General features: G+C 44.0%; 14 protein-coding genes. 5 read left to right on the top strand and 9 right to left on the bottom strand.

Going from position 1 to position 16,898, the window contains the following annotated elements:
- Positions 1–28 precede the first annotated feature (28 nt).
- The 5 genes from ACQY73_RS14085 to ACQY73_RS14065 all read left to right on the top strand — a co-directional run bounded on the left by ACQY73_RS14085 (position 29) and on the right by ACQY73_RS14065 (position 4,090).
- Positions 29–1,339 (top strand): hypothetical protein, encoded by a 1,311-nt coding sequence (locus tag ACQY73_RS14085; protein ID WP_428667111.1) that lies wholly within the window; start codon positions 29–31, stop codon positions 1,337–1,339.
- Between the two features lie 37 nt (positions 1,340–1,376).
- Positions 1,377–2,054, top strand: coding sequence for a sensor histidine kinase (locus tag ACQY73_RS14080; protein ID WP_428667109.1), 678 nt, complete (start codon positions 1,377–1,379; stop codon positions 2,052–2,054).
- A 159-nt stretch (positions 2,055–2,213) separates the two neighbouring features.
- Entirely contained in the window at positions 2,214–2,600 is a 387-nt protein-coding gene (locus ACQY73_RS14075; RefSeq protein ID WP_428667107.1) for a helix-turn-helix transcriptional regulator, read from the top strand.
- 429 nt (positions 2,601–3,029) lie between these two features.
- On the top strand, positions 3,030–3,386 hold the full coding sequence (locus tag ACQY73_RS14070) for a PadR family transcriptional regulator (protein ID WP_428667105.1): 357 nt from the start codon (positions 3,030–3,032) through the stop codon (positions 3,384–3,386).
- Between the two features lie 14 nt (positions 3,387–3,400).
- Positions 3,401–4,090: a hypothetical protein gene (locus tag ACQY73_RS14065; RefSeq protein ID WP_428667103.1), complete on the top strand. Its 690-nt coding sequence runs from the start codon at positions 3,401–3,403 to the stop codon at positions 4,088–4,090.
- A 219-nt stretch (positions 4,091–4,309) separates the two neighbouring features.
- Here ACQY73_RS14065 and ACQY73_RS14060 read toward each other — a convergent pair whose 3' ends face one another.
- The 9 genes from ACQY73_RS14060 to ACQY73_RS14020 form a co-directional block, all read right to left on the bottom strand.
- Positions 4,310–6,709: an ABC transporter permease gene (locus tag ACQY73_RS14060; RefSeq protein ID WP_428667101.1), complete on the bottom strand. Its 2,400-nt coding sequence runs from the start codon at positions 6,707–6,709 to the stop codon at positions 4,310–4,312.
- Positions 6,710–7,190: 481 nt separating this feature from the next.
- Positions 7,191–7,832 (bottom strand): hypothetical protein, encoded by a 642-nt coding sequence (locus ACQY73_RS14055; RefSeq protein WP_428667099.1) that lies wholly within the window; start codon positions 7,830–7,832, stop codon positions 7,191–7,193.
- Positions 7,833–7,913: 81 nt separating this feature from the next.
- Positions 7,914–8,729, bottom strand: coding sequence for a serine O-acetyltransferase (locus tag ACQY73_RS14050; RefSeq protein WP_428667097.1), 816 nt, complete (start codon positions 8,727–8,729; stop codon positions 7,914–7,916).
- Positions 8,730–8,793: 64 nt separating this feature from the next.
- Positions 8,794–10,812, bottom strand: a complete 2,019-nt coding sequence (locus tag ACQY73_RS14045) for a family 2A encapsulin nanocompartment cargo protein cysteine desulfurase (RefSeq protein ID WP_428667095.1) — start codon at positions 10,810–10,812, stop codon at positions 8,794–8,796.
- Positions 10,796–11,716 carry a family 2A encapsulin nanocompartment shell protein gene (locus ACQY73_RS14040; protein ID WP_428667093.1) on the bottom strand — a complete coding sequence of 307 codons (921 nt, stop codon included), beginning with the start codon at positions 11,714–11,716 and terminating at the stop codon, positions 10,796–10,798. Before ACQY73_RS14040 ends, ACQY73_RS14045 begins: the two co-directional genes overlap by 17 nt.
- Positions 11,717–11,904: 188 nt before the next feature.
- The gene (locus ACQY73_RS14035) at positions 11,905–12,735 is read right to left on the bottom strand and encodes a sterol desaturase family protein (RefSeq protein WP_428667091.1); all 831 of its coding nucleotides are present in this window, start codon (positions 12,733–12,735) and stop codon (positions 11,905–11,907) included.
- Positions 12,736–12,879: 144 nt separating this feature from the next.
- Positions 12,880–14,139 carry a YeiH family protein gene (locus ACQY73_RS14030; protein ID WP_428667089.1) on the bottom strand — a complete coding sequence of 420 codons (1,260 nt, stop codon included), beginning with the start codon at positions 14,137–14,139 and terminating at the stop codon, positions 12,880–12,882.
- A gap of 37 nt (positions 14,140–14,176) precedes the next feature.
- The gene (locus ACQY73_RS14025) at positions 14,177–15,640 is read right to left on the bottom strand and encodes an APC family permease (protein ID WP_428667087.1); all 1,464 of its coding nucleotides are present in this window, start codon (positions 15,638–15,640) and stop codon (positions 14,177–14,179) included.
- Positions 15,641–15,731: 91 nt separating this feature from the next.
- Positions 15,732–16,898, bottom strand: a complete 1,167-nt coding sequence (locus ACQY73_RS14020) for an LLM class flavin-dependent oxidoreductase (RefSeq protein WP_428667085.1) — start codon at positions 16,896–16,898, stop codon at positions 15,732–15,734.

Below are 16,898 nucleotides of genomic sequence, written 5' to 3'. Positions count from 1 at the left end.
CCCTTTCTCTCAACTTTGCACGCGATTTATGAGCGCTAAACCTCTGAAATGGAGGTTTGTTTTTTGTTGGCTTTGGGTACTGTCAACGAATTCCTATGACTTATTTTCCCAAAACGAGTTAAAAACACTTCAAAAAAGCAATCGATCTGCTTCTGTCCTTTTAAAACAATACGATTCATTGGCGTCGGCTTACTACATTTCTGCCGAAACAGATAAAATGTATACTAGCCTGCATAAAGGACTGACTTTAGGAATTCAAAGCAGAAATGAACGCTACCAGGGTATTTTCTTATTACATAAGGCACTGTATCTAAAAAGAACGAAGCAACTTGATTCCGTGACTTTTTATGCGTATAAAGCGTTTTCCATTCTTCAAAGATATAAAGAATGGAAGCATGTTTCTCGAATGATGTATCTGTTGGGCATGATTCATCTGGATAAAAATGACCAGGTAGGTGCGTTGCAACAGCTGATTGCACTTATCAGATTTAATGAAAAACACAATGAACATACCAATACGGGAAGTGCGTATCATTTATTGTCCCGTACTTTTCACCGGCTCAATGATCCCCTTAACGAAAAAAAATATATACTGAAACATCTGGCATTGGCCGAAAAGCAGAATTCCGATTACCATCGACTATATGCCTTTGAAGCATGGGCAGGCTTCCTGACAGATCAAAAACAATATAACTCGGCCGCTGTCTATTTTGCTAAAGCGTATGAACTTGTTAAACGTCAAAATAATGAAGATGCCACCGCCGGTATCCTGATTACGATGGGTGCGAATTTTATCGCACAAAAAGAGTACAAAAAAGGCCTTGCGGCCTTGCGTTCGGCCGAACAGATAGCGCTTAAGTACATCCCTGAACCGGGTTGGGTTCAGACCCTTGCTACTGACTATGCCTATATTTCATCGCTGTTTTTATCTTCCGGAAAGCCGAAAAAAGCGTTGGAGTATGCCCGTCGCTCGTTGGCACTGATAGAGAAAAAACCGCTCCTCTACGACTACCAAATTCAAGGGTTAAAAAATCAGGCAGCCGCCCAAAAAGCATTGGGGCTTTTCCGGGAAGCGCTCAACTCCTATGAACGCCTGCAAGTTATAACACAAAGTATTGATATAGATAAAGAACGCGAAACCGCTAAAAACATCGAAGCAAAATATCAATTTGATAAAATAGAACGGGAAAAAGAATTGTCTGAGAAAGATTTACAAATCAAAGAGTTGGAGTTGCAAAATCAGCAAAAGCAAAGAAAGTTACTTTCAGCTTTATTAGGCCTTTTTGCTATACTATTGTGTGGTGGGCTTTGGCTCTATCAAAAAAAATCAAGTTTATAATAATCAAATCAGCAGGAAGAATCAACAACTGGAGGTGTTGAACGAAACGAAAGATAAACTATTTGGCATCATCGGTCATGATTTACGCGCTCCTGTCGTTGACCTGATCAATACTATTACGTTGCTTGAATATACGCACACAAGTGCGGGGCAATTACCGGCATTATCTTCTTCATTACGCAAAAAGGCCATTACCTTTCAAACAATTCTCAACAATCTGTTGTACTGGGCTTTTTCACAGCGCCGGCTTCTGAGGGCGAACCCAAAAACCGTATCATTAAAAAATACTGTTGAAGAAGCATTGGACTTACTTAAGGGGTTGATGCAGCAAAAATCCCTTCATACAGAATGGTTTACCGATTCTTCAGCGTTGATTTATGCCGACGAAAACCACGTACAAATTATCTTATACAACGTGATACATAATGCCATTAAATTCTCTCCCCATAATAGTGCAGTTCAAATAGTTATCACACCGGAACCTTCGTATGTAGTGTTGAGGCTAACCAATAAAGGAGAAAAATTTGAGTGGGAAGGTACCCTTACGAAACCAATACCTGCCGTATCTCATCGGGGTACTTTAGGAGAAAAAGGCACAGGGTTAGGGCTATTGGTTTGTGCAGAATTAATGAAATTGAATAAAGGGAAAATCAGAGCTTATCAAGCCTCAATGGAAGGAACAACATTGGAATTAATTTTTCCAAGGCCTTCATAGATTAACCGTTGATACCCTTGAATATGCTTTCATGATACTTATCTTTTAGTTTTATACTATTAATCAAGAAGTTCATTTCAATCGACAAAAAAGGTGCTAAAACGGCATTATTTTGGTAAAAGTATCTTTAAAATAGTTTACTTAAACCAACCGACGATTATGAATACAATACCTGCACTACAAAAAAGCAATGCTGTTTCCGATGCTTCCCTTGAAATTAAAATTCATGAATTTTACAGAGGAATGTTAATTAATCCTCTAAAAAAAATACCTCCAATTTCCACCATTGCCTCCGGCATGAATATGACCGTGCCCAAGTTTCAGGCAGCCTTCAAAAGAATCTATGGACATGCTCCTTATCAGGCTTATATGAATATTCGATTGGAATATGCCAAACAAATTTTATGCACCGGTCAATTTCGTGTATGGCAGGTTTCGGCAATGTTGGGTTACTCCCAATCCGCTAAATTTGTCTTAATATTCAGAGAAAAAACGGGCCTGACCCCTAAGCAATTTGTGCAAGTAAATAAAAAGAAACTATTATAATGAATCGTTTTCGTTAATGTGATTTGTCATCACTTAAATCGTTTTTATTGAAGAAATTTATTTACTGTATGTAGTCAAACGGAAATGGATAGAAGTTACTGAAAAAAACAAGCTTTGCGGTTGACTACATACACAATTATTAATGTGACCTGAGCCCATATTGCAGCCTCAGGAATGAGTGGGTTGTCGGTGGGTTTTTCAGGTCGTGAAAAATCAAGAGATACCTGATTTGTATAACACCGTTTGTCAAGCTATTTCAGGGATATACAAGAATGCTTGTCAGGTTTACTGAGGAAATAGCTTTTTTATAACCTGTTATCTGTGAAAAATGTCTCACCAAAGAGCGGTCCGCACTGCGGTATTTTGTGAAGTTTTAAAAAAAAATATACCTAAGATTCAGTAGTATTTAGATATTTAGTATATTTGGGAATGAATACTACTTCTCATCAACTACTTAAGGGCAGTCTCAGTGCCATCATTCTCAAACTGCTGGCCGACTCCCAATGGATGTATGGCTATGAAATTTGCCAAAAAGTAAAACAGCTAACCGATGGCCAACTTAGGATTACAGAAGGAGCCCTCTATCCCGCTTTGTATAAACTGGAAGCCGACGGCCTACTGATAACAAAAACCCTGGTAGTGGAGGGCCGTGCCCGAAAATATTATTCCATTGCACAAGATCAGCAAGGTACTGCCGAAGATCGACTGGCTCAGATCGAGCAGTTTCTCTATCAGTTGCAACGCATATTAACCCCCGGCCATTTAAGTAAGCTTTCCACTACCTAATTAACCTTATAACTATGACACACTCCCAACATTCCGGTATCGTTACCTTTCTGACCCAAAAATGTCAGTTGATCGAAACCGCCTTTATTGAAGAGATGACGGACCACTTTGTGGCCTCCGTGGAAGCTCGGATGACCGATTCACTCTCCTTTGAGGAGGCGCTCCGGCAGACAATTGATGATTTTGGTGGACAAAAGAAGATTCAAAAGATGGAATGGTGCTACCGAAAGGTTTTTCTGAAAAGTCTGCTTCGAGACTGGTGGGCGCTGGTAAAAAGTCAATTCTCGAAGACCAAACGACTCCGAATGCTGACGGTCGTCGGTCTGACTACGTTTCTAAGCTTCTATTTTGGACTGATGGCCGATTTTGAGGGTGTAATTGAACGGAACATTTTATGGACTTCAATTCAGGGGGGCAGTGTTTTCTCAGTCATCTTGTTGACCTTGTTTTTACTTCAACGTATTATTCCCCAATTCAAAAAAGTGGGGATCGTAAGGACTCCCCGCTTATTAAGGACAGTTCTTTCCTATCTGCTGTTTGCCGGAGCTTTGTTGCTGTGTATAGGCATTAGTAGTCTGGAAATGCCCATGCTCCTCAAAGCACTTAGTTATTCTATCTTATGGTCAACGTCTGCTGTATTGTTAATGGCCTACTTGGAATACTCGATGAAAACAGACCCTGACTCGTGGTACCAAACCCAATAATCGGGTAGCAGACATCAAAATTGCTTACTGTCTCAGAAAAACGCCCGTGGCTGTTGCACAACTCATGTCTCTGGTTTTCCTTCTGAGAATTAGAAAAGCAGATAGTTGTCCAACAGCCACGCCCGTTTCATGAGGCGGGCAAGCATGGCTCAGCACCGCCGAAACATTCCGAATTTCAAAGAGTCGGCGGTGCTGAGCCAATACATATTACTCCACTTGTCATTGTGCCCTCAAATAGTTCACCGGGTTGGCAACGGCGGCTTTCAGTGCATGACCCAGTACGGTTGCGGTAGTAATAAGGGCCATTAAGGCAATGGTTGTCAGGAATAACCAACCGTTCACCTCGATCCGATGCGCATACTGCTGCAGCCAGCCGGAAGTCAGCCACCAGCCGAGGGGTGCGGCGAATACAAAACCGATCGCCATCAGTCTGCTGAACTCCTTTCCAAAAATCCATAGCGTTTGTGCTGTGCGTGCGCCAAGTATCCGGCGGATTCCAATTTCTTTTGCGCGGGTTTCAGCCATAAACGTTACCAGACCGTACAAGCCAAGACAGTTTATCGCAATGGCAATGCAGGTAAAGATCTGCACGAATTCGGCTAATAATTTTTCCATTTTGCTGAATGAATTCAGGAGCCCGTCCATCGACGAAGACTTATACACTTGGTCAGGCACAACCTGATCCCAAATCCTTTGTAAAGCCCTTTCAGGCAAACTTTCCCGGTTTGAAGTGAAGGTAAGCACTGCCATCGCGGTTTGTTTCAGATCGTGGATTAAGGTAACCGGAACTATCGGAGAATGTAAGTCGCCACTTCTGAAATCTTTCACTACCCCCACAATGGTACGGTCGGCATCTTTGATCCGCATCCGTCTGCCGATCACTTGGGTCGGCGAAGAAAGACCCAGCCTTTTTACCATGATTTCGTTCACCAGAACCTGTTGCCCGGTCGTGTCAGCCACATCGAAATTGCGCCCCGCGACAAGAGTCAGTCTAAAAACCTCAAGATAGTTATCATCAACAGCTCTAACCCGCGTTTCAAATGGCTCCTGTTCACTTGCCGTGTGATAACTGAAAGAGACGGGCCGATTGTACCGTGATGCCGGTGGATCGCTTGCAAAGGTAATCGATTCAAGTCCCGGTATGCGTTGCCATCCGTGCTTCAACCTTTCATATTGGGCCGGCACCTGCTGCGGAAGCCATATAGCGAGCATCCGTTCGTGACGAAATCCCCAATCTGTTTTTTGCATATGGCGTAGCTGTGCGGTTATTACCAAAACGACAATCAGAAATAATTGGGTAAGCAGGAATTGACCTGTAATGAGTGTCCTGCGAATATTCAGCCCACCGACACCACGGCTTAACCCGCCGGTGAGTACTTTGGCGGGATTAAAACCGGAGAGCACCATCGCCGGATAAAATCCGGAAAGCACCGTAACGCCAATTAGCAGTGGCAAAAACCAGCGCAATGCGCCGGGTTTCAATAGGTCCAAAATTGTAATTGACGGTCTAAGTGTCTCGACCTGATCATTGAGCGTTTGGTTTACAAAAGGCATTGCAAGCTGTGCCAGCACTAACGCCACGACCATTGAAAGCAGCGTGATCAATCCGGTTTCGATCATAAATTGTTTTAAAAGCTGAAACCGGTTACTGCCAACGACCTTGCGGACGCCAACTTCGCGCGAACGTTGTAAGGCCTGTGCAGTCGCCAAATTGATGTAATTAATGCAGGAAGCACCTACCAGCAAGAGACCCACCGCTATTAACGCATACAGTACCGCCCTTGGGGCCATTCCGCTGCGTTGGTGGTTAAGCTCTGCCAGCGGAAGTACATGGTAGGAAAAGTGGCTTAACTCGGCCGGGGGTAAATGCTTTTTCCTGATAGCCCGCAAGGCGCCAAGCAGCTGATCTGCCGTTGAACCTTCACGCATGAGCACAAAACACATGCTCTGAAGACCCAGCCAATCCTGCATGTTCGCCTGCGATTCCAAGACCGGAATTGTAGCATAGGAAATGAGTCCGTCAAAGCGCAATTGCGTATTTGCCGGCGGATTTTTAATTATACCGGTGACCGTGAGATTAGTGCGGTTGTCAAACCGAAGTGTTTTTCCAACCGCCGCGGTTGTATTGAAGTATTTTTCGGCATATCGCTCACTGAGCACGATGGTATTTGGCGATGACAGCGAAGTTTTAGCGTTTCCGCTGATCCATTCTACCCCGAAGAGATCAAAGTATTGGGGCTCGGTAAAGCACATATTTCGGGCTTCATTAAATTTTTTTGACCATCCCCCCTTGCCGTTAGGGACGCTGATCATCCGGCCAAAGATGGTTTCCAGTCGGACAGCACTTTCGACAAACGGGTAAGTTCGGCGCAAAACGTCGGCCAATGGTCTTGGTGTGGCATCAGTTTGCATCGTCGATTCTTGATGGACGTCTGTTACTACCCAATGCGAACGGTCAACATGCGGATGATATCGGTCAAAGGTCAGCATGTAATTGACGACCAGAAAAATCACCAGGCCGCCGGCGAGCCCAATGCTTAGGTTTGCGATTCGGATAATGTTTACCTGTTTTTCACGCCGGATGCGGCGCCACGCCAATGAAAGGAAATGTACGAGCATAAGAATTATTTTTTTATACTAAAACAACATTTATATATAAATATACTATATATAAAAGATATTGTTTTCTTATTTTCTCATACTAACAATTCCGTAGGTATGGCAGATATCTTGGAAAACAGTTGCTGTTGAAAGCTCAAAAAAAACCTTTCCTGAAACAACCGCGCCTGTTTCGTGAGACAATAATTTATTTATATAGTGGAGTAGTGATAGGTAGTAGGTGGTGATGCGGGTGACTGTGTCAATCATAACTAGGGGTGATAAAACAAAAATGCTTATTTTTTTCGAACCCTCCGCGGCGGCGGTCCGACCTTTAGGGTGAGGAAGGATTCAAAAAAAATAATTTTAATGAGTTACAAGAGTCAGCGGCGTCGGCCGTCCGATTTTCGCGTAAAACTTCATAAGGAGTTCTTCGTTGTAAAGCTGAATGAGGCCGATGGCACCGGGGTGCCGGCGCGCTTGTAAAAAATCTCCCATTGCTCTAACCGCTGATTAATATCAATATCATCAGTATAATCAATAAGTTGATGAAATTCCTGTATATCCCGGGGCGGCCCTTTAGACCTAAAAGCTTTATCGCCCATTTGTGGTTTTCAGGTACTGAGCCGATCAAAATATGCAAACAACCCAACGATTTAAGATGGGGCAAAAAATGGGGAAATAACTTTTGATTTTCTTCCAATAAACGGGCTGCCTGAACGATATTCCAAGCCCCTTTTACTTCATTGCCAAATTTAATTTTTGTTACAGCGAATTGCATTTTCAGCTCAGCCCTTAAAAATCGGTTATAGGGAGAGTTTTTATCCAATTCAGAAATTGATTCGAGTCGCTCTTCTTCTTGGTCAATAAATCTTTCGTAAACTGCTTGGTTATCAGAATTAAGCGCTTCAATCATTTCTATATAGTTTTCTACGTAAATTTTGAAAGGATTTTGATTCTTTTCCAAGACGATCAATTTCTTGCCGGCCTCCAATTTCATCTTAAATACTTCAGAATACGCTTTTTGAAGGGTAGGAGTAAAGTCAAAATCATTCGCCCGGGCGTGATAAATAAGTCCTCCCAAACAGAGAAAAATAAAAATCAGAGAGCGTGATTTTGTGAAACTGAAATTTAGCAAAGCCATAGTTGTGTCTTGTTGAAAATGGCCGGAACATACGATTTCAAACGAGATTATACCGCAGCCTTTTGGATGTATAAAAACGGCTTAAGTTGGCAATTCCTGTTTAACTTCGATTCTGAGCTGATGGGTGTTGAACACCTGTGAATTGGGAGCAACGCTTTTGGTGAGAAAAACGCTTCCGCCAATCACACTGTTTTTGCCAATGACCGTTCTTCCGCCAAGAATGGTGGTTCGGGCGTAAATAATGACGTTGTCTTCCACGGTAGGGTGGCGTTTGGTTTCGGCCAGTTCTTTGGCTACCTGCAACGCGCCCAAGGTAACACCTTGATAAATAGAGACATTATTGCCAATGATGGACGTAGCTCCGATCACGATTCCGGTGCTGTGATCGATCATGAAAGGAACGCCGATCTGAGCCGCCGGGTGAATGTCCGTTCCGGTATTGCGATGCGCGTATTCGCTCAGAATTCGAGGCAAAACAGGTACATTTAGCTCTGTAAGACGATGCGCAATGCGGTACACGGCAATGGCATAAAATCCCGGATACGAAACAATGACTTCGTGAATGCTGGTAGCGGCAGGGTCAAATTCATAGATCTTATTGGCATCAAGCCGCAGGCTATTGTAAATGTGCTCGAGCGAATCATAAAAAGCAACCACAATGCTTTCAATATCAATCGTTTCAGGGTCAAGGTAACTCAAAAGAATATTCTCCAGATCGATTTGGTTTTTCTTCAAAATTCCAATATAAGTTTCCTTTTTATGCAGACGGTTATTGGGAAACAAAAACTCAAAAAGGTCATTCAACCAGCTGATGGAGCTTTGTATCTTGGGCGTAGCTTCCCATTCGGCCTTATGAGTTTGATGCAGAACATCAATAAATGCTTGACTGCTTGGCATTTTAAGAAATAGATTATACTGTTTCGAAAGCCGGAGAAGGTCAACTTCGTCCGGCTTTCATGGGTTATTTTTTTGAATGAATATGTTGCAGACGATGCAGAGTGCTTACAAGTAGATCCACGTCGGCGCAGGTATTGTAAAAGGCCAACGACGGACGAACCGTGCTTTCCAGACCGAACCTGCGTAAAATGGGCTGGGCGCAGTGGTGGCCCGTTCTGACCGCAATCCCTTCTTTATTAAGGGCTTGTCCCACTTCATCGTTGGAATACCCTTGCAGCGTAAATGACAACACGCTTGCTTTTTCATGAGCGGTACCGATCAACCGCAAGCCGGCAACTTCTTTGAGTAGTTTTGTGGCATAAACCAATAGATAATGCTCATATTGGTTGATCCGATCAATACCGATTTTTGATACGTAATCCAACGCAGCGCCTAATCCGACCGCATCGGCAATGTTGCCCGTACCTGCTTCAAAGCGGGAAGGAGCAGTGTGGTATTGTGTATGTTCAAACGTTACATCTTTGATCATGTTGCCGCCTCCCTGCCAAGGTTGAGTTTCGTTCAACAGCGCTTCCTTGCCGTAGAGTACACCGATGCCCGTCGGACCAAATACTTTATGACCCGAGAAAACAAACCAATCGGCATTGAGGTAGCGTACATCTACCCGCATGTGAGAGACTGATTGAGCGCCATCAACTAAGACTTTTGCCCCGGCCTGATGCGCCAATTCAACGATCTGTTTGGCAGGTGTTACTGTTCCTAACGCATTGGAAACCTGCGTAAACGAAACCAGTTTGGTTTTGGAATTCAACAATTTTGTATATTCGTCCAAAAGAATTTGCCCGTTGTCATCCACGGGAATAACGCGGAGTTTTAACCCTTTTTTAGCAGCCAATTGTTGCCAGGGAAGAATATTGGCGTGGTGTTCGAGGTGACTTACGATGATCTCATCGCCGGGTTGTAAGTTTTGCTCACCCCAACTTTTAGCCACTAAATTGATGGCTTCCGTTGCTCCTCTCACAAAGACGATTTCGTTGGTTGAGCCGGCATTTAAGAATTGACGAACTTTTTCACGGGCGTCCTCATAAGCATCCGTAGCACGGGCGGCCAACTCGTGGGCTGCCCGGTGAATGTTTGAATTTTCGTGCTCGTAAAAATAGCTGATTCGCTCAATGACCTGCCGGGGCTTTTGCGTGGTGGCGGCATTATCCAACCACACCAACGGGCGGCCATTTACGCGTTCCTGCAGAATAGGAAAGTCTTTTTTTATCAGATTGACGTCAAAAGGAGGACCGGCGATTGAACTTACACCCACTTTCCCGGTTAAGTCAGGCGTAGAAAACGGGCTTGTTTCGGTGACAAACGGTAAAGAAGCATTACCCGCCAAAAAATAGTAAGATGCCTCGTTAAATCCCGGAGCAGGCGAAGAGGGCAGTTGCGGTTTAACGGAAAATACATTGATTGACGCCAAAGCTTCCCTTAAATCAGTTTCATACGATTGTTCATTGGCAAATGGCAACGCTGAATAGGCATTGGTTTTTTGAGCAATGGAAGGAGAAATTCCGCTTCCCGCTACTGATTGCGGCACTTTTCCTTGTCCGGCAAAATGCGGGTCGGGCAAACTGGTCTGCGGATTTTTTAAATCTACGCCGTTGCCCTGATTTCCGGCCGAGGGGGAGATTCCGCTCCCTGCCACCGATTGCGGCACTTTTCCCTGCCCGGCAAAGTTCGGGTCGGGCAGGTTGGTTTGAGTGGGCGCTACGTTAAAAACATTTCCCTGCTGAATGGCCGAAGGAGAAACGCCGCTTCCTGCCACTGACTTAGGGATTTGACCTCCCGCAAAATGCGGATCGGGCAAACTCGTTTGCGGCTCGCCAAGATTAAAAACATTGCCTTGACTCAGCAAAGGGTCGTATTTCTTAGCAGGTACAGGCGGCGGAGTAAACCCAAACGTGGGAATACCTCCGGGAAGTGCGCGAAAAAGCTCATTGGCCAATTGCTCAATGGCTTCCGTATCTGCGAAATTGCCCGATGGAATGCGCTCATTGAGCGGCAGATCAAAAGAATCAGTAGTTATACTCATGGTATTTTCCAATTTCTACATCATCCAGTACGGCAATCGCATCGTCAACCAATACTGCCAATGAGCAATACAATGAAATCAAGTAAGAGGCAATCGCTTTTTCATTGATGCCCATAAATCGTACCGATAAGCCGGGCGATTGTTCCCCCGGTAATCCGGGCTGATATAATCCCACCACCCCTTGACGACTCTCTCCCGTCCGTAACAACAATATCTTTGATTTTCCATCTTCAATGGGCACTTTATCCGATGGAATCAACGGAAGGCCGCGCCACGTGATAAATTGAGAACCAAAAAGGGAAATGGTTGGCGGCGGTACACCACGACGGGTACATTCACGGCCAAATGCGGCAATTGCCAGTGGATGAAGCAAGAAAAAACCCGGCTCTTTCCAAACCTTAGTAATTAATTCATCCAGATCGTCAGGGGTAGGAGCGCCCGTGCGGGTTTTGATTCTTTGCGAAGGCGCAACGCTGTGCAGCAAGCCGTATTCTTTGTTATTGATCAATTCACTTTCCTGTCGCTCTTTGATCGTTTCGATGGTCAGGCGTAGCTGTTCGCTGATCTGATTGTAAGGCTTGCTGTACAAATCCGAAACACGCGTATGCACATCCAATACCGTATTGACCGCGCTTAAATTATATTCCCTCGGATTTTCGATATAATCCACAAACGTCTGAGGTAAAGGGCGTTCGTCACGGCCTGAGCAATCAACTTCTACGTTGTTGGCATCTTTTACTTTATTGAGACGATATACGCCCGATTCAACGGGAATCCAGTTCAATAAGTGCGTCAACCATCGCGGCGTAATGGTTGACATCTGGGGTACGGTACGGGTGGCAATGGCTAATTGCCTGGCAGCTACATCACCGAGTGCGGTCTGCTTTTTGTTCAGTTCTGACATGTAAAAAAGAATTATATTATATATATTGATTATATAGAGTAATTTGTACACTTTTAATCCAATTACTCTTTATGCTGCAATAATAATCCATTAGTTCTATATTATAACATACTATATGAAAATTATTTTTAAAGATTGTTTGGGGCGCCATGATGCGTTTCAGTTTTATAAAGGAAATGCATTGTCATTTATTTTGACATCTCACTTCTTTCATCCTTTGATTTGAAAATAGGATACCCAAGTTGAACATACCATGGCTCTTCATGGTAATCTTCCAGCCCAATCGTTTCGGGGTATTGGCGGGTAATTTTACCGGTTCCGAAAATGATGTCCCAAATAAAAAACATGTTTCCGTAGTTTCCATTGATCACTCCAATACCATCTTTATCGCTTGCGGCATGGTGTGCGTGATGCGTGGCAGGAGTCGAAATGACCCTTTCCACCACCCACATGACGGGATGCAGCCATTTGATAGCATACAGCGGTTTATCCCAACGAATACTTGAGTGAGCGGAAATGCCGATCAGAATCTTCAGAAAATAGCCAATAATAAATGCCTCTCCAAAGCCGAGAAATACCAAAGCGGTTGATACGATCCGTGAGGGAAAGATCAATAAATAAACCCACGAATTTCTACCGGATAAAAATACACTCATTTCGGGAGCGGAATGGTGAACACGATGTCCTTTCCAAAGCCACTCATACGTATGAGCGGCGCGATGCCACCAGTACTGAGTGAAATCTTCTAACACGCACGTAATAAGTACACCTGCCCAAAGGGAGATTCCTGCAAAATAATTATAGTAACCGGGGAAAAAGTAATTGAGCACATAGGCGGTAAACAGAAAACTCAGCGGTCGCGTAATGACGCTCGACAACGCTAAACCGGCAAAAGTGATGTGCCATTCGTTTTTGGTCCATTTTCCGCTTTTAAAGGCACCGGTCAAAAATTCGCCTAAACTGAAAAAAATCAACAGAGCGAGAATCTCGTAATAAATTAAGCTGTCAGTAAATTTCATAATTGGAAAGAATTTAAAAGTTAAAAAAAGATTTAATATTTAATATGATCTATAGATCTAGAGTATTTTTAATGATAGATTTTTACAACTGTTTCGTAGTTCCTGACACATCTAACCCTTATCAGATGTGCCGGGAACTACGTATTAGCGAAAAAGAAAATACGATACCGCCAACGTAATGAAGATGTTGAAAGTTTGAGCAATCAAAAATGCGTAGAGTGGTTTTTTGTTTTCGGCATTGAATAGATCTGAAAAATTGGTTTCCAAGCCAATGCTCGTAAATGCCAACGCAAACCATAAACCCTGTAAATTTTTAAGACTTCCTTTGACGTTGTTGACCGTTTCGGGAGTAAGAAAGAACGAAAACAGCACAGAAGCCGCCAAAAAACCAATAACAAACTTGGGGAAACGTTCCCAAATGATACCTGCCGTCGGTTTCGTGTCTTTGTCTTTGGCCAACGGGTGGTTGGTATAAGTCCAGTAAACCGAGATGGCAAATGCTGCTACACCTAAGAGGACGTTCTGTGAGAATTTAACAATGGTGCTGATTTTCAGGGCAGTTTCGCCTACCAACGTACCGGCGGCAGCCACTGCGCCGGTAGTATCAATGGTTCCTCCCAACCAAGCGCCGGTTACTTCTTCCGAAAGGCCCAACCATTTGGCAACATACGGTTGAAAGATCATCATAGGTACGGCTACAATCAACACCAACGAAATGACGTAAGAAAGTTTTTTAGAATCGCCTTTGATAGCACCTGCGGTAGCGATGGCGGCTGATACTCCGCAAATAGAAACAGCACTGGAAATAATGAGCGAAAGTTCTTCATCAATGCCCAGTTTTTTGGAAACCCAAAATGCAAAATACCAGACTGATATTACCACGATCAGGGCTTGAATTAACCCTAATGAACCTGCTTTGAGAATGTCGGAGAAAATGATGGTGGTTCCCAACAGTACTAATCCGATTTTTACAAATACTTCGGTCGAAAGTGCTGATTTGAGCCAATCGGGCAGTTTAACAAAATTGCCGATCAAAAGCCCAATGGCTAAACTGAAAATTACGGCTTCCAGATTAATGGATTTTACTCCGCTGTTGCCCGCAATGATGAGGGCAATAACGGTTAGAAAATAGACAATAGGCAGACCAATCAAAAAAGGCTTTATTCCTTTACCCGTCAGTAAGGCACCGGCAATGGCAACTGCCACAACTGCAATGAGTTGGATAAGAATAATTTGTATATTTTCTAAAGAAAGTACTTTTCTAAACAGGTCTCCGGTATCTTTCCAACCGAAGGTAGGTACGGGTAGAACAAAACCCACAAGGGTAATCAATAAAATGGCAAAGCCCAATACAACCACGGTCCAGTCTTCGGAAAGCAGCGATTTTTTCGAAACGGTTGACATATCTTAAAGGAGAGATTAGGTTTAGAAAGTAAAGAATCTATTTATTGTTTGCTTGGTCAGAAGATGCGGTTTCATTCGTTGGAAGATCATGTTTTTGATCCTGCCTAAATTGAATTAAATAATAAATCGGAATCCCCAATCCGGCAATAATCAACCCCGGCCAGGTATAAGTAGGTTTGTAGATGATAAGTAAAATACAAAACGCCAAACCCATGACAATATAAATAGCCGGCAGAAAGGGGTAACCGAAAGCTTTATAGGGTCTTTCAAGCGTTGGTTTTTTTACTCTTAATACAAAAATAGCGGTGATGGTCAGCACGTAGAAAATCACGACCACAAACGAGATCATATCAAGCAAATCACCATAACGACCGCTCAGGCTTAACACTACTGCCACCGCAAACTGAATCCAAAGCGCGTAGGAAGGAACGGCATTTTGATTCAGTTCACCCGTTTTTCTAAAAAATAAACCATCCTTGGCCATGCTGTAATAGACTCGTGCACCGGCCAGAATCATGCCATTGGCACAACCGAATGATGATACTAAGATCAACACCGCAATCACGGCCGTACCGCTGTTGCCAAAAATGGCCTGTGCCGCTACAATGCCCACACGGTCTTTTTCGGGCGTTCCGATGGCTTCAAGGGGTAATACGGCCGTAAACATCACATTGACAGACACATAAATGAGCGTGACGACGGCAGTTCCAAGAAGTAAACTCAGTCCGATGTTACGTTTTGGGTTTTTGATTTCGCCCGCCACGAATGTCACGTTGTTCCAGGCATCGTAGCTAATGACGGTCCCTACCAATGCTGAAGCAATAGCGCCCCATAAAGCCGGCGTATTGGGGTATTCTTCAAACGAACCGGTGAGTGTCAATTTTTGTAAATGAAAGGCATCTGCCCAATTGGCCTGCCACACGTCAGGTTTCAGGAAAATAAATCCGAATAAAATCAGCACCAACAAACTCAGTAACTTCGTGCCCGTGAACGTATTCTGAATGATTTTTCCCAGCTTAACTCCTTTTGTATTGAGATAAGTCAGCAGAAAAAGCAAGGCGATGGAAGACAGTTGCGCGGGAGAAATTTTGAATGAATTTCCTACTCTGAAAGCCACCAAATCTTCGCTGAAAAACGGAAAGAAATAGGCTAAAAACTTAAAAAAAGACACACATACGGCAGCAATGGTTCCCGTTTGAATTACGGCAAACAGGCTCCATCCATAGACAAAAGCCACCAGAGGATTGTAGGCCTCTTTGAGGTACACATATTGCCCGCCGGCTTTGGGATACATGCCGCTGAGTTCTCCATAACTGACGGCGGCAGTCAGCGTCATGAAGCCGCCAATGAGCCAAACAATGATCAACCAACCCGCCGAGCCGACGTTTCGAGTTACATCGGCACTGACAATAAAAATCCCTGAACCGATCATACCACTGGCTGCCAGCAAAGCGGCATCAATGAGCCCTAATTCCCGTTTAAATTCTTTCGTTTCGGTCATGTTATTATTTTTACCATATAAGGAATATAAGTGCATATGAGCTTATTTTTCAACTACTTATATTATCTTACAGGCCTTATATGGTTTATCATTAAATAAGTTCAGCAGTAGTCAGCGGCGTCACCGGTATTTCTTCAGGAATTCGATTTTGCAGGCGCGGCATGGAGACATTTGGTAAATGAGGCAAAACCAAATCTGCGAAGTAATTAGCCTCCTCAATCAAGGGGAAACCTGAGAAAATAAATGCCCGAAACCCCATATCCATGTACCGATTCAGCTTGGCAATGATTTGATCGGCGCTGCCTACCAAGCCACTGCCACAACCTGAAAACACCTTACCGATGTGTGTCCAAAGTACTTCTTCTACAAAGCCGTCTACGTCGGCCGTTTCACGAAGCTCATCCTGACGAATAACCCCCAACGAACGCGAATCTTCGCCTCGGCTTCTGATTTCCAAAGCGCGCGCTTCGTCAAATTTTAACATCAATTTTTTGGCGTAATTCCGTGCTTCCTCCTGCGTTTCACGCACAATGACGTGGATGCGTAAGCCAAAATCAATGGTTCTGCCTTCCGCCGCTGCGCGGGCGCTCATGTCCTGCATGGTCGCATACATGGATTCTTCGGATTCCGGCCACATCAAAAACACGTCGCAATGTTTGGCGCAGACTTCCCGTGAACCGGGCGAAGTTCCTCCAAAATAAAGCAATGGCCCACCGTTTTGTTGATAGGGCTTGACGGGGTCGGAGGGCATATCAAATTGGTAAATTTCGCCTTTGTGTTGAATTCGGTCTTGGGTCCAGGCTTGCTTTAAAATTTCAATTACTTCGTTACAACGTTGGTAACGTAGTGCCGGATTTTCGCGCGTACCGGGCAGGTCAGAGTTGATAATGTTTAGAATTAATCGTCCTTTCAGAATGTGATCAAGCGAAGAAATGGCCCGTGCCAACATGGGTGGGTGAATCTCACCCGTGCGAATAGCGGCCAAAAAGGTAATTTTTTCCGTTTCGGGGGCCACACTTGCGGCAAAAGTCAATACATCCTGACCTACCGTGTAAGCCGTTGGGTAGAGAATGTTACTGAAACCCAGTTTTTCGGCTTCGAGGGTAATGTCGCGGCAATGTTCGTAACTACTGCGACGGCTGTTGTCCAAGACGCCTAAATATTCGGTATCACCACCGATTATATCATTGAACCATGATATTTCAGCGACCCGTTGGGTGGTTCTAATGGGCGCTGTTGTGATGTTTTGCAGGGACAT

The sequence above is a fragment of the Runella sp. genome, from assembly GCF_965279615.1.
Classification (GTDB): Bacteria; Bacteroidota; Bacteroidia; order Cytophagales; family Spirosomataceae; genus Runella.
The sequence above is the reverse complement of the archived record's forward strand: the minus strand, read 5'-3'. Positions and strand labels throughout refer to the sequence as shown.

Coding starts and splice junctions, on each gene's coding strand:
- ACQY73_RS14055 (WP_428667099.1), bottom strand. CDS start 7,832: ATGGCTTTGCTAAATTTCAGTTTCACAAAATCACGCTCTCTGATTTTT.
- ACQY73_RS14040 (WP_428667093.1), bottom strand. CDS start 11,716: ATGTCAGAACTGAACAAAAAGCAGACCGCACTCGGTGATGTAGCTGCC.
- ACQY73_RS14035 (WP_428667091.1), bottom strand. CDS start 12,735: ATGAAATTTACTGACAGCTTAATTTATTACGAGATTCTCGCTCTGTTG.
- ACQY73_RS14060 (WP_428667101.1), bottom strand. CDS start 6,709: ATGCTCGTACATTTCCTTTCATTGGCGTGGCGCCGCATCCGGCGTGAA.
- ACQY73_RS14065 (WP_428667103.1), top strand. CDS start 3,401: ATGACACACTCCCAACATTCCGGTATCGTTACCTTTCTGACCCAAAAA.
- ACQY73_RS14045 (WP_428667095.1), bottom strand. CDS start 10,812: ATGAGTATAACTACTGATTCTTTTGATCTGCCGCTCAATGAGCGCATT.
- ACQY73_RS14030 (WP_428667089.1), bottom strand. CDS start 14,139: ATGTCAACCGTTTCGAAAAAATCGCTGCTTTCCGAAGACTGGACCGTG.
- ACQY73_RS14020 (WP_428667085.1), bottom strand. CDS start 16,898: ATGTCCCTGCAAAACATCACAACAGCGCCCATTAGAACCACCCAACGG.
- ACQY73_RS14050 (WP_428667097.1), bottom strand. CDS start 8,729: ATGCCAAGCAGTCAAGCATTTATTGATGTTCTGCATCAAACTCATAAG.
- ACQY73_RS14070 (WP_428667105.1), top strand. CDS start 3,030: ATGAATACTACTTCTCATCAACTACTTAAGGGCAGTCTCAGTGCCATC.
- ACQY73_RS14025 (WP_428667087.1), bottom strand. CDS start 15,640: ATGACCGAAACGAAAGAATTTAAACGGGAATTAGGGCTCATTGATGCC.
- ACQY73_RS14085 (WP_428667111.1), top strand. CDS start 29: ATGAGCGCTAAACCTCTGAAATGGAGGTTTGTTTTTTGTTGGCTTTGG.
- ACQY73_RS14075 (WP_428667107.1), top strand. CDS start 2,214: ATGAATACAATACCTGCACTACAAAAAAGCAATGCTGTTTCCGATGCT.